Annotated in this window: 9 protein-coding genes and 1 pseudogene; 8 read left to right on the top strand and 2 right to left on the bottom strand. The window is 72.9% G+C overall.

What is annotated here, in order from left to right; all coding sequences use genetic code 11:
* Window positions 1-299 precede the first annotated feature (299 nt).
* From leuS to AB0M92_RS35485, 6 genes and pseudogenes are all read left to right on the top strand, one after another.
* Window positions 300-3170: a leucine--tRNA ligase gene (gene leuS / locus AB0M92_RS35510; protein ID WP_366106481.1), complete on the top strand. Its 2871-nt coding sequence runs from the start codon at window positions 300-302 to the stop codon at window positions 3168-3170.
* Window positions 3171-3338: 168 nt separating this feature from the next.
* Window positions 3339-4085 (top strand): hypothetical protein, encoded by a 747-nt coding sequence (locus AB0M92_RS35505; RefSeq protein ID WP_366106480.1) that lies wholly within the window; start codon window positions 3339-3341, stop codon window positions 4083-4085.
* 98 nt (window positions 4086-4183) lie between these two features.
* Window positions 4184-5029 (top strand): DegV family protein, encoded by an 846-nt coding sequence (locus AB0M92_RS35500; protein WP_366106479.1) that lies wholly within the window; start codon window positions 4184-4186, stop codon window positions 5027-5029.
* Window positions 5030-5127: 98 nt separating this feature from the next.
* Window positions 5128-6129, top strand: a complete 1002-nt coding sequence (locus tag AB0M92_RS35495) for a ComEA family DNA-binding protein (protein ID WP_366106478.1) — start codon at window positions 5128-5130, stop codon at window positions 6127-6129.
* Window positions 6126-8498, top strand: a pseudogene (locus AB0M92_RS35490) (ComEC/Rec2 family competence protein); the annotation flags it as partial. The gene AB0M92_RS35495 and the pseudogene AB0M92_RS35490, both read left to right, overlap by 4 nt.
* Before the next feature lie 157 nt (window positions 8499-8655).
* Window positions 8656-9516, top strand: coding sequence for a YceI family protein (locus AB0M92_RS35485; protein WP_366106477.1), 861 nt, complete (start codon window positions 8656-8658; stop codon window positions 9514-9516).
* 24 nt (window positions 9517-9540) lie between these two features.
* Here the strand turns inward: AB0M92_RS35485 and AB0M92_RS35480 are convergent, their stop codons facing one another.
* Window positions 9541-9783, bottom strand: coding sequence for a hypothetical protein (locus AB0M92_RS35480; protein WP_366106476.1), 243 nt, complete (start codon window positions 9781-9783; stop codon window positions 9541-9543).
* A gap of 76 nt (window positions 9784-9859) precedes the next feature.
* Here AB0M92_RS35480 and holA point away from each other — a divergent pair, with 76 nt between their 5' ends.
* Window positions 9860-10852, top strand: a complete 993-nt coding sequence (gene holA / locus AB0M92_RS35475; RefSeq protein WP_180291122.1) for a DNA polymerase III subunit delta — start codon at window positions 9860-9862, stop codon at window positions 10850-10852.
* Between the two features lie 187 nt (window positions 10853-11039).
* Here holA and rpsT read toward each other — a convergent pair whose 3' ends face one another.
* Window positions 11040-11306, bottom strand: coding sequence for a 30S ribosomal protein S20 (gene rpsT / locus AB0M92_RS35470; protein WP_099892447.1), 267 nt, complete (start codon window positions 11304-11306; stop codon window positions 11040-11042).
* Window positions 11307-11517: 211 nt separating this feature from the next.
* On the opposite strand from rpsT, the gene lepA reads away from it, so the two are divergent.
* Window positions 11518-13383: a translation elongation factor 4 gene (lepA, locus tag AB0M92_RS35465; RefSeq protein ID WP_366106475.1), complete on the top strand. Its 1866-nt coding sequence runs from the start codon at window positions 11518-11520 to the stop codon at window positions 13381-13383.
* Window positions 13384-13420: the final 37 nt, after the last annotated feature.

The raw sequence follows: 13420 nt of genomic DNA, 5'->3' as shown, positions 1-13420 counted from the left end.
AGAGCGCCTGCATGGCATGCAGGAGGTCAGGAGTTCAATTCTCCTTAGCTCCACAGAAGAGAAGCGGGCCACCCGGATCGGGTGGCCCGCTTCTCGTTGTGCGGAACGGTCGAGCGGCCGCCGGACCCGCTGCGGTACCCTGGCGCCATGCGTGCCGTACGCCTTCTGCTTACCGAGCCGCGCTGATCAGTACCGACCCCGAGACGGTCGGCATCGGCGCGGCGCCCCCTCCTGTGCGAGGGGTTTTTTCGTTTGGGCAGGCAGAGACGGCAGAGACGATCGATGGAGCTTCAGAAATCATGAGCGAGACGAACACCCCGGCCCCCGAGGCGGCCGAGGCGCACCGTTACACGGCTGCCATGGCCGCCGACATCGAGGCACGCTGGCAGGACGTATGGGACGCGCAGGGCACGTACGAGGCCCCGAACCCGTCCGGTGACCTGGCCGGTGACGCGTCGGTCGTCGCACGCCCCAAGAAGTTCATCATGGACATGTTCCCGTACCCGTCCGGCGCGGGCCTGCACGTCGGCCACCCGCTGGGGTACATCGCCACCGACGTCTACGCCCGCCACCAGCGGATGAGCGGCCACAACGTCCTGCACACCCTGGGCTTCGACGCCTTCGGCCTGCCGGCCGAGCAGTACGCCGTGCAGACCGGCACGCACCCGCGCGTCTCCACCGAGGCGAACATCGAGAACATGAAGGTCCAGCTGCGCCGGCTGGGCCTGGGCCACGACAAGCGCCGCTCGTTCGCGACGATCGACCCGGACTACTACAAGTGGACCCAGTGGATCTTCCTGCAGATCTACAACTCCTGGTACGACGCGGACGCGGCCAAGGCCCGTCCGATCGCCGAGCTGGTCGCCGCCTTCGAGAGCGGCTCGCGTGAGGTTCCCGGGGGCCGCTCCTGGGCCGCGCTGACCGCGGGCGAGCGGGCCGACGTACTGAACGAGTACCGGCTGGCGTACGCCTCGGACGCGCCCGTCAACTGGTGCCCCGGCCTGGGCACCGTACTGGCCAACGAGGAGGTCACCGCGGACGGCCGCTCCGAGCGCGGCAACTTCCCGGTCTTCAAGGCCAAGCTGAGCCAGTGGAACATGCGGATCACCGCCTACGCGGACCGCCTGCTGGACGACCTGGACGCGCTGGACTGGCCCGAGGCCATCAAGCTGCAGCAGCGCAACTGGATCGGCCGCAGCGAGGGCGCCCGCGTCGACTTCGCGGTCGGCGACGACGCCATCACCGTGTTCACCACGCGCCCCGACACCCTGTTCGGCGCCACCTACATGGTGCTGGCTCCCGAGCACGCGCTGGTCGAGAAGATCGTCCCGGCCAAGTGGCCCGAGGGCACTCACCAGGTGTGGACCGGCGGCGCCGCGACCCCCGGCGAGGCCGTGGACGCGTACCGCAAGCAGGCCGCCGCCAAGTCGGACGTCGAGCGGCAGGCCGAGGCCAAGGACAAGACCGGTGTCTTCACCGGCGCGTACGCGGTCAACCCGGTCAGCGGCGACAAGGTCCCCGTCTTCATCGCGGACTACGTGCTGATGGGCTACGGCACCGGCGCGATCATGGCCGTCCCGGCGCACGACGGCCGCGACTTCGAGTTCGCGCGCGCCTTCGAGCTGCCGATGCGCTGCGTCGTGGAGCCCTCGGACGACCGCGACGCCGACCCGGCGGAGTGGGAGGACGCGTTCTCCTCGTACGACGGCACCATCGTGAACTCGACCGGCGAGGGCGTCTCCCTGGACGGCCTGGGCGTCGTCGAGGCGAAGGCCGCCATCACGGCCTGGCTGGCCGAGCGGGGCATCGGCGAGGGGACCGTCAACTTCCGGCTGCGCGACTGGCTGTTCAGCCGTCAGCGCTACTGGGGCGAGCCCTTCCCGATCGTCTACGACGAGGACGGCGTCGCGCACGCGCTGCCCGCCTCGATGCTGCCGCTGGAACTGCCCGAGGTCGAGGACTACTCGCCGCGCACCTTCGAGCCGGACGACGCCGGCTCGAAGCCGGAGACCCCGCTGTCGAGGAACGAAGAGTGGGTCAACGTCGAGCTGGACCTGGGCGACGGGCGCGGGGTGCGCTCGTACCGCCGCGAGACCAACACCATGCCCAACTGGGCCGGTTCCTGCTGGTACGAGCTGCGCTACCTGGACCCGAACAACGCCTCGGCGCTGGTGGACCCGGAGATCGAGCAGTACTGGATGGGTCCGCGCGAGGGCGCGCCGCACGGCGGCGTCGACCTGTACGTGGGCGGCGCCGAGCACGCGGTGCTGCACCTGCTGTACGCGCGCTTCTGGTCGAAGGTGCTGTTCGACCTGGGCCACGTGTCCTCGGCCGAGCCGTTCCACAAGCTGTTCAACCAGGGCATGATCCAGGCGTACGCCTACACCGACGCGCGCGGTGTGTACGTCCCGGCGGCCGAGGTCGAGGAGCGCGACGGCGGCTACTTCTTCCAGGGCGAGCAGGTCAAGCGCGAGCACGGCAAGATGGGCAAGTCCCTGAAGAACGCCGTCACGCCGGACGAGATCTGCGAGGAGTACGGCGCGGACACGCTGCGCCTGTACGAGATGGCGATGGGCCCGCTGGACGTCTCGCGTCCGTGGGACACCCGGGCCGTGGTGGGCCAGTACCGGCTGCTGCAGCGCCTGTGGCGCAACATCGTGGACGAGGAGAGCGGCGCCGTGACGGTCGTCGACTCCGAGCCTGGCGAGGACACCCTGCGCGCGCTGCACAAGGCGATCGACGGGGCCGGCGCGGACATGGCGGGGCTGCGCTTCAACACCGCCATCGCCAAGATCACCGAGCTGAACAACTTCCTGACCAAGGCCGGCCGCCCGCTGGAGCGCTCGGTCGCGGAGCGGCTGGTGCTGCTCGTCGCCCCGCTGGCGCCGCACATCGCGGAGGAGCTGTGGCGCCGCCTGGGCCACACCGACTCGGTGGTCCACCAGGACTTCCCGGTCGCGGACCCGGCGTACGTGGTGGACGAGAGCGTGACCTGCGTCGTCCAGATCAAGGGCAAGGTCAAGGCGCGTCTGGAGGTGCCGCCGACGATCTCCGAGGGCGACCTGGAGCAGCTGGCGCTGGCCGACGAGGCGGTCGTGGCGGCGCTGGGCGGGGCCGAGATCCGCAAGGTGATCGTGCGCGCGCCGAAGCTGGTGAACATCGTCGTGTGAGGATCTACGTGACGATCTTCGGGGCGGCCTTCGTGTGACGTATGACCTCGATGACCATGGTCTAGGGGTTGTCCCGTACGGGCAGGTTGGGGGTTCGATTGGAACCCCCGGCCTGCCCGTGGCGTTTACGGTGGAGGGGACGGAGACGGCAGGGGAAGGGAGCCTCTCATGGAGGCGGGCGTGTTGATCATCATCTTTGCCCTGTTGGTGCTGTTCGCCTTCCTGGGGCTGGGCGCCTGGGCCACCGTGAAGGCGGTCGGGGCGGCGAAGCGCGGTGTGGACCGCACGATCACCCAGGCCCGCCGGACCGTGGAGGACACGGCGCTGAAGGCCAAGAGCTTCGGACAGGTGGGCGTGACGGGGGCGCTGGCGCAGCTGCGGCTGGACCTGCGGACGTCGATGCGGGCCACGCAGCAGGCGCTGTACCAGGGCGTCCAGGCGGATGCCTCGCTGAAGGAGTCGATCGGGCTGTTCGAGCGGCTCAGCGCGCACGGCTACGAGCTGGACGACGAGCTGAAGCGGCTGGAGCAGGAGCCGGACCGGGCGCGGATCGGCGCGATGCTGCCCGACCTCAAGGAACGGACCGCCAAGATCACGGAGGCGGCGGACTCGCTGCGGTGGGCCGCCCGCGACCGGGCGCGGCGCTTCGCCGAGGACGACCTGTCGGCGCTGTCGGCGCAGATCGAGGTCGAATCGGGGGCGCTGCGTGACTGGTCCCGCGAATCGGTGGACGACCTGGCGGCGGCGGCCGCGGCCTGGGACGCCCAGCAGCCGCCGGCGGGGCGCCCAGGGGCCACCGGGCCCGCTGCCGGGTCCACCGGTCGGTCCCCCGAGCCGCCCGCGGCCCTGAACCCGACACCCCCGCAGACCGGGTACCCGTGGCAGAAGGCGCCGCGGCCGGAGGCGACGACCTGAGCCGCGGGCGCTGAGCGGCGGCGACGCGGCACCCTTTCCCGGCCCGTCGGCCGGGGCCGGGCTGCCGTCGCACCCCCACTGGCGGTAACCTCCGGCTCATGTCCCGCCATGTCGCGATCGTCACCGATTCCACGGCCTACCTGCCCCAACCGGCCATGTCGCGGCACGGAATCACCTCCGTCCCGCTGACCGTGGTCCTCGGCGACGAGGCCCTCGAAGAGGGCACCGAGATCTCGGCCCGCAGCCTCGCCCTGGCCCTGCAGAAGCGCCGCCCGGTCACGACCTCCCGGCCCAGTCCGGAGGAGTTCGTACGGGCCTACCGGGCGGCCGCGGAGGGCGGCGCGAGCGGCATCGTGAGCCTGCACCTGTCCGCCGAGTTCTCCGGCACCTACGACGCCGCGGTCGTCGCCGCCAAGACCGCCCCGGTACCCGTCCGCGTCGTCGACACCGGCATGGTCGCGATGGCCCTGGGCTTCTGCGCCCTCGCCGCCGCCGAGGTGGCCGAAGCCGGCGGTTCCGTGGACGAGGCCGTGGCCGCCGCCGAGAAGCGGGCCGCCGACATGTCCGCGTACTTCTACGTCGACACCCTCGACTACCTGCGCCGCGGCGGCCGCATCGGGGCCGCCCAGGCCCTCCTCGGCTCGGCCCTCGCCGTCAAGCCGCTGCTCACCCTGGAGGGCGGGCGGATCGAGATGCTGGAGAAGGTGCGTACGGCGTCCAAGGCCATCGCCCGCCTGGAGGAGCTGGCCGTGGAGCGGGCCGGGGCGGGCAGCGTCGACGTGGCCGTGCACCACCTCGCGGCTCCCGAGCGGGCCGAGAAGCTGGCGCAGCGGCTGCGCGAGCGCATCCCCGGGCTGGTCGAACTGCACGTCAGCGAGGTCGGCGCGGTGATCGGCGCGCACACCGGTCCGGGGCTGCTGGCGGCGGTCGTCTCACCCCGCTGATCACCGGAACGAGTGGCGGAGTTATCCACAACGGCCGGGATTTCCACCGGAATTGATAACTCCGAACCGGGGTCGGGATTCGCCCCTACCGTCGTGCCATGACTCTTCGCACACGCACCTCGCCCTCCTCCGGAGCCACCAGCGGTCCCGGCCGGTCCCGTCTCTCCGACGGGCGGCTGCGCCACCGCCGGGGGCGTCCGCGCCCGCATCACCCCGAGCCCGCAGCGGTGCGCCGCCGGGCCGAAGCCCTGCTGGGCGGTGGCGGTCCGCAGCCTCCGCCGCCGCAGTCCCCGCCACCGGAGGCGGGGCCGAGTCCGGGGCCCGTCGTCCGGCCCGCCATCCGGTCCGTGGCCGACCCGCCGCCCGGCGAGACGCCATTGGGGGTGCCGCCGCCCCGGGATGCCCCGCTGTCCGGAGGAGCCGTGCTGAGGCTCGCGGTGCGGGAGCGGCTGCCGCTGTGGCTGCAGGCCCGGTGTGCGGTGGAGCCGCGCACGGTGGCCGCGGTGGGGGTGGTGCTGGCCGCCGCCGTGGCCTTCGGGGCGCAGCAGTACTGGACGGCCCGGCCGCAGCCGGTGACCGCGCCGTCGGTGGTGGCCCCGGCCACGGCGCCCGCTCCGGCGGCGGGCCCCGGGGCGCCCGCCGCTGCGGGGGGCGGCGGTGCGCGGATCGTGGTGGACGTCAGCGGCAAGGTGCGTGACCCGGGGGTGCGGCGGCTGCCCGCCGGGGCCCGGGTCGAGGACGCGCTGGCCGCCGCGGGGGGAGTGCGGCCCGGTGCGGATGTCAGCGGGCTCAACCGGGCCCGGGTGCTGGTCGACGGGGAGCAGGTGGTGGTGGGCGCCCCGGCGCAGCCCGCCCCGGGAGGGCCGGGGTCCGGCGCGGGCCCCGGCGGGGGCGGCGGTGGTGCGGCCGGGCCGCTGAGTCTCGGCACGGCGACCGTGGAGCAACTGGACGGCCTGCCCGGGGTGGGCCCGGTGCTGGCGCAGCACATCGTGGAGTTCCGGACCGCGCGGGGCGGCTTCCGCTCGGTGGAGGAGCTCCGGCAGGTCGACGGCATCGGGGAGCGGCGGTTCGCCGACCTGCGCAAGCTGGTGCGGCCGTGAAGGGCCCCGAGGGCCCGGGCCCGGTGGATCTGCGCCTGGTGGTGCCGGCGCTGGCCGCCTGGGCGGCCGCCGCCCTCGCCCTCGACGCACCGGCCGGCCGGACCGCCGCAGGGGCGGGGCTGGGGATCCTCGGTGCGGGGCTGCTGCTCCTGGCCGCCTGCCGGCGTCCGGAGTCGCTGTGGCGGATCGGCTCGGCCGCGGCCGCAGCCCTGCTCTGCGCGGCCGCCGGGGCCGGGGTGGCGGGCCTCCAGCGGGCCGAGGCGCGGGCCGGGCCGGTCGTGGGGCTCGCGGGGGAGCACGCCCGGGTCCTCGCCGAGCTCACCGTCGGTTCCGACCCGCGGTCCGCGCGGGGCGGGAGCGGACCGCCCGTGGTGGTGCTGGACGCGGTGCTCACCCGGGTGACCGCCCCCGACGGAACGCGGACCCGGGTCGAGACCCCCGTACGGGTGCTGGCCGGGCATCCGCAGTGGGCGCGGCTGCAGCCCTCCTCCCGGGTCGCGGTCGTCGCCCGACTGGCCCCCGGACGGGCGGGGGAGCGGGCCGTGGCACTGCTGCGCCCCGCGGGGGACACCCCGCCGCGGGTGACCGGCGGCCCCGACACCGTCCAGCGGATCGCCGGGCGGCTGCGGGCCGGGCTGCGCGGGGCCACCGAGGGGCTCGCCCCCGACGCCCGGGCCCTGCTGCCGGGGCTGGTCGTCGGGGACACCTCCCGGGTGCCGCCCGACCTGGACGAGGCGTTCCGGGCCACCGACCTGCTGCATTTGCTGGCCGTCTCCGGGTCCAACCTCACCGTGGTGCTGTTCCTGCTCATCGGCGCGCCCGCCGCCGCGCAGCGCGCCGAGAGGGGCGGTCTGGCGCCCCGTCTCGGGCTGTCCCTGCGGGCGACCGCCCTGTGCGGGACGGCGCTGACCCTGGCGTTCGTGGTGGTGTGCCGACCGGAGCCGAGCGTGCTGCGGGCGGCGGCCTGCGGGACGATCACCCTGCTGGCCATCGCCACCGGGCGGCGCAGGTCCCTGATCCCCGCCCTGGCGGCCGCGGTCCTGCTGCTGGTGCTCCACGATCCGTGGCTCGCCCGCAGCCCCGGGTTCCTGCTCTCGGTCCTGGCCACCGGGTCCTTGCTCACGCTCGGCCCGCGCTGGAGCGAGGCCCTGCGGCGGCGCGGGATGCGGCCCCGGCTCGCCGAGGCCCTGGCCGCCGCCGCGGCCGCCCAGGCGGTCTGCGCGCCGGTGGTCGCCGTGCTCTCGGCCCGGGTGAGTCTGGTCGCCGTGCCCTGCAATCTGCTGGCCGAGCTCGCGGCGGGCCCGGCGACCGTGCTCGGTTTCGCGGCGCTCGCGGCGGCCCCGCTGTGCATGCCCGTCGCCGAGCTGCTCGCCCGGTGCGCGGGGGTGCCGGCCGGGTGGATCGCCGGTGTGGCCCGGGCCGGGGCGGGCCTGCCGGGCGCGGAGCTGGCCTGGCCGGGCGGGCTGACCGGGGGAGTGCTGCTGGCCGGCGCCACCCTGGCCGTCGTGGGGCTCGGCGCGCGGATCCGCCGCCGGCCCTGGGTGTGCTCAGCGCTGGCCGTGCTGCTGCTCCTGGCCGTGCTGCGGCCGCCGCAGTTGACCCGTACGCTCACCCGCTGGCCGCCGCCCGACTGGAGCTACGTGCAGTGCGCGGTGGGCCAGGGCGACGCCGCCGTACTCTCCGTCGGCCCGGGCACGGCCGTGGTGGTGGACGCCGGTCCGGAGCCGGAGCCGGTGGACGCGTGCCTGCGCGCCCTGGGAGTGAACCGGGTGCCCTTGCTCCTGCTGACGCACTTTCACGCGGACCACGTCGGCGGTCTGTCCGGGGTGCTGCGGGGCCGGTCCGTGGGTGTGATTCAGACCACCACGCTGGAAGAGCCCGCGGGTCAGGCCGCGTTCGTCCGGCGGGCCGCGGCGGCGGCGCGCGTACCCGTCGTGGCGGCCTCGGCGGGCGAGCGGCGCCGGGCCGGGCCGCTGGACTGGCAGGTGTTGTGGCCCCCGCCCGACGGGCCGCGGCCCGAGGGGCCCAACGACGCCAGCGTCGCCCTGCTGGTCCGCGGTGCGGGCCTGACCCTGCTGCTGCTCGGCGATCTCGAACCGCCTTCACAGCAAGCCCTTTTGAGGGCCCATCCCGAACTGGGCCCGGTCGACGTCCTCAAGGTCGCGCACCACGGCTCCGCCCACCAGGACCCTGGCCTCCAGGCCCGTGTCCGGCCCCGTCTCGCGCTCGTCCCGGTCGGTGAGGACAACCGGTACGGGCACCCCGCGCCGGGTACGCTCGCGCGGCTGCGGGCCATGGGCGCGACCGTGCTGCGCACCGATACCGACGGTTCGATCGCGGTGGCCGGGAGCGGCCCGGGCGTGCGGGCGTTCCCCTCGCGTCGGCGGCGGCGCCGACACGGGCATACCGGACACCGCCTTTCCGTTTGCCCGCAACCCGGCAGCATGATCGAATGCGTCTTCGCCAGAGCGGTACAAGTCCACAGAGCACGGGGGTGCCTCAACCATGTTCGGTCGCCGAAGAGGGATGGAGACGGCCGGAAGCGCCGGTTCGCACACGTCCGCCACGCTGACGCTGCCTCATACGGCGCGTCTGCTCAGCTGTCGCGTCCTCGACACCGTCCACCAGCCGGTCAGACAGGCGAAGTTCGAGGTGACCGACCCGATCGGCCGGCGCGTCGTCAGCGGCGAGACCGACCCGTACGGAGGGTTCACCGCGGCCGTGCCGGAGGGCGAGTACCGGCTCTCCGTCACCGCCGAGGGTTACGCGCCGTTCCACGGGGCGACGCTGGTCGGGGACCCGGGACAGGCCGGCACGGGGGAGATCGTCCTCGACGCCGTGGAGCCGCCGCTGCTTCCGGCGCCCGGCCACTGGGAACTCGACCCGACGCATTCGTCGATCGCCTTCACCGCCCGGCACATCGGCTTCGCCAAGATCCGCGGCCGGTTCAACACCTTCGCCGGCGGGGTGCGCATAGCCGACCGCATGGAGGACTCCTCCATGCACGTGATCATCGACGCGGCGAGCATCGACACCGGCGTGCGGATGCGGGACGACCACCTGCGGTCCGCCGACTTCCTGGACGCGGCCCGGCATCCGACGGTCGAGTTCTACAGCGAGCGGTTCATCCACCGCAGCGGCAGCCGCTGGGCCGTGGCGGGCGCCCTGACCCTGCACGGAGCCAGCCGCTCGGTGACGCTGGACACCGAGTACCTGGGCCTCGGCACCGGCTTGGAGGGCGAACCGCGCGCGGCCTGCCGGGCGACCGCCGAACTGCACCGCGAGGACTTCGGCGTGAACTGGCAGTCCGTGCTGGCCCAGGGGATAGCGGCGATCGGTTCGAGCGTGGAAGTGGTGCTGGACGTCCAGATCGTGCACAAGGCCTAGGAGGGGGCCGGGGGGCTACGGGGGTTACGGGGTTTCCAGCCAGCCCTCGTACTCGGCGGCGAGGCCGTCCAGCACCGTGGCGTCGAGCCGCTCCTGCGGGTCCTCGACCACCACCAGCCACTGGGCGTCCTCGGCGTCGTCCTCGCCGGCGAGGGCGTCACGGAACAGCTGCGGCTCCTCGGGGAGGCCGAAGCGGTCCGCTGCCTCCTGGGCCACCTCCTCGGCGGCGTCGCGGTCGGGCAGGACCAGTACATGTCGCACGTTCACCCGGCCATTCTCGGGGATGCGGTGGGGGAGGCCGCGCTGCGGGGGGCTGTCAGTGCGGCGTGGGATGCTGGACGCGATGGCCACCAGGAAGAACTCCACCGACGATCCGCTCGCCCCGCTCACCCTCGCGGTGGGGCAGGAGGACCTGCTGCTCGACCGCGCCGTGCGGGAGGTGGTGGCGGCCGCCCGGGCCGCCGACGCCGATACGGACGTGCGCGACCTCGCCCCGGAGCAGCTCCAGCCCGGCACGCTCGCCGAGCTGACCAGTCCCTCGCTCTTCTCCGAGCGCAAGGTGCTGGTCGTACGCAATGCGCAGGACCTGTCCGCCGACACGGTCAAGGAGGTCAAGGCGTACCTCGCGGCGCCGTTCGAGGAGATCGCCCTCGTGCTCCTCCACGCCGGCGGGGTCAAGGGCAAGGGGCTGCTGGACGCGGCCCGCAAGGCCGGGGCCCGGGAGATCGCCTGCCCGAAGATGACGAAGGCGGCGGACCGGCTGGCGTTCGTGCGGGGCGAGTTCCGCACGCTGGGCCGGTCGGCGACCCCGGAGGCCTGCCAGACGCTGGTCGACGCGATCGGCAGTGATCTGCGGGAGCTGGCGAGTGCGGCCGCGCAGCTGTGCGCGGACGTCGAGGGAACGATCGACGAGTCCGTGGTCGGGCGGTACTACACGGGCCGGGCCGAGGCCTCCAGCTTCACCGTCGCCGACCGGGCGGTAGAGGGACGGGCGGCGGAGGCCCTCGAAGCCCTGCGCTGGTCCCTGTCCACGGGGGTGGCGCCGGTGCTGATCACCAGTGCGCTGGCGCAGGCGGTGCGGGCCATCGGCAAGCTGGCCTCCGCCCCGCGCGGCGCCCGCCCCGGCGACCTCGCCCGGGACCTCGGCATGCCGCCCTGGAAGATCGACCGGGTCCGCCAGCAGATGCGGGGCTGGTCGGCGGACGGCGTCGCGGACGCCCTGCGCGCCGTGGCCGCCGCCGACGCCGGCGTCAAGGGCGGCGGTGACGATCCGGAGTACGCCCTGGAGAAGGCGGTCGTGGCCGTGGCCCGGGCCGCCCGCCCCCAGCGCCGCTGACGCCCGACGAGCCGTCCGGGCAAGACGAAGGCCCCGGGGGCCTCCCTGGGGAAGGGGGGCTCTCGGGGCCTTCGTTACTTCTTGTTGCGCCGCACCCGCGTGGCGAACGCTTCGTGTGCGGCGCGGGGTGCCGGTCAGGAGCGGGAGAGAGGGCCCGCTGGATCCGTTCCGGCGATCACATCAGAGCTCAGCCCTGGAGGGAGGCAACCTTGGTGGCCAGCGCCGACTTCTTGTTGGCGGCGGCGTTCTTGTGGATGACACCCTTCGAGACAGCCTTGTCGAGCGCACGCGAGGCGGCGCGAGAAGCCACGGTGGCCTTCTCGACGTCACCCGCGGCCACGGCCTCGCGGGCCTTGCGGATCGCGGTCTTGAGCGAAGACTTGACGGCCTTGTTGCGCAGGCGCGCCTTCTCGTTCGTCTTGTTCCGCTTGATCTGGGACTTGATGTTCGCCACGAAAGAGCCTTTTCAGGTTCAGAGTTTGATCTTCGGATTGTGCCTCGCCAGCTGAGAGGGCATACGAGACACAGCTGCCCAGGCTACCAGGCGCGCTCCGACCGGCCCAAACCGAGCGCATCGCCCCGTCCATGGGACCATGGGAACCTGCGTACAGATCCGACGAGAGCCGGAAACGCTTCCGACTGCGACCCGAGAATCAGGACACTGCGTGCCCGCGATCCCCAGCCACGTGCCCGAGCCGAGCCGTACCGACCCGGCGCTGATCCGCAATTTCTGCATCATCGCGCACATCGACCACGGCAAGTCGACGCTCGCCGACCGGATGCTCCAGCTCACCGGCGTCGTCGACCAGCGGCAGATGCGCGCCCAGTACCTCGACCGCATGGACATCGAGCGTGAGCGCGGCATCACGATCAAGTCCCAGGCGGTCCGTCTGCCCTGGGCGCCCACCACGGGCGAGGGCGTGGGCAAGACGCACATCCTCAACATGATCGACACCCCCGGGCACGTCGACTTCACGTACGAGGTGTCGCGCTCCCTCGCCGCCTGTGAGGGCACGGTCCTCCTGGTGGACGCCGCACAGGGCATCGAGGCCCAGACCCTCGCCAACCTGTACCTGGCGATGGAGAACGACCTCGCGATCGTCCCGGTCCTGAACAAGATCGACCTGCCGGCCGCCCAGCCGGAGAAGTTCGCCGAGGAGCTCGCGAACCTGGTCGGCTGCCAGCCCGAGGACGTCCTGCGCGTCTCCGCGAAGACCGGTCTCGGCGTCGACGCCCTGCTCGACAAGGTCGTCGCCACCGTCCCGGCCCCGGTCGGCGTCAAGGACGCCCCCGCCCGCGCGATGATCTTCGACTCGGTCTACGACTCGTACCGCGGCGTCGTCACGTACGTCCGTGTGGTCGACGGCCAGCTCAACAAGCGCGAGCGCATCCGGATGATGTCCACCGGCGCCACCCACGAGCTGCTGGAGATCGGTGTCTCCTCTCCGGAGATGACCCCGGCCGACGGCATCGGCGTCGGCGAGGTGGGCTACATCATCACCGGCGTGAAGGACGTCCGTCAGTCCAAGGTCGGTGACACGATCACCAGCCTGCACAACGGTGCGACCGAGGCCCTCGGCGGCTACAAGGACCCGAAGCCGATGGTGTTCTCGGGCCTCTACCCGCTCGACGGCTCCGAGTACCCCGACCTGCGCGAGGCCCTGGACAAGCTCCAGCTCAACGACGCCGCGCTCGTCTACGAGCCGGAGACCTCGGCGGCGCTCGGCTTCGGCTTCCGCGTCGGCTTCCTCGGCCTGCTGCACCTGGACGTGGTCCGCGAGCGCCTGGAGCGCGAGTTCGGCCTCGACCTGATCGCCACCGCGCCGAACGTGGTCTACCGCGTCGTCCTGGAGGACGGCAAGGAAGTCCAGGTCACCAACCCGAGCGAGTTCCCCGAGGGCAAGATCTCGGACGTGTTCGAGCCGGTCGTCCGCGCCACCGTGCTCGCGCCCACCGAGTTCATCGGCGCGATCATGGAGCTCTGCCAGACCCGCCGCGGCACGCTGCTCGGCATGGACTACCTCTCCGAGGACCGCGTCGAGATCCGCTACACGCTGCCCCTCGCGGAGATCGTCTTCGACTTCTTCGACCAGCTGAAGTCCAAGACGCGCGGTTACGCCTCCCTCGACTACGAGCCCACCGGCGAGCAGTCCGGCAGCCTGGTCAAGGTCGACATCCTGCTGCACGGCGACAAGGTCGACGCCTTCTCCGCCGTCACCCACAAGGACGCTGCGTACGCGTACGGCGTGCGGCTCGTCGCCAAGCTGCGCGAGCTCATCCCGCGGCAGGCCTTCGAGGTGCCGATCCAGGCGGCCGTCGGCTCGCGCGTCATCGCCCGCGAGACCATCCGCGCCATCCGAAAGGACGTCCTCGCCAAGTGCTACGGCGGTGACATCTCCCGTAAGCGGAAGCTGCTGGAGAAGCAGAAGGAAGGCAAGAAGCGCATGAAGATGGTCGGCTCGGTGGAGGTGCCCCAGGAGGCCTTCATCGCCGTCCTCTCCAGCGACGAGTCCGCGGGCAAGAAGAAGTAGTCCGCGGCGAGCGCCGCAGAGCAGTGCCATACGGAAC

The sequence above is a fragment of the Streptomyces sp. NPDC051582 genome, assembly GCF_040681715.1.
In the GTDB taxonomy this organism is placed as follows: domain Bacteria; phylum Actinomycetota; class Actinomycetes; order Streptomycetales; family Streptomycetaceae; genus Streptomyces.
Note: the sequence above shows the minus strand (reverse complement) of the source record. Positions and strands in the feature narration are given on the sequence as shown.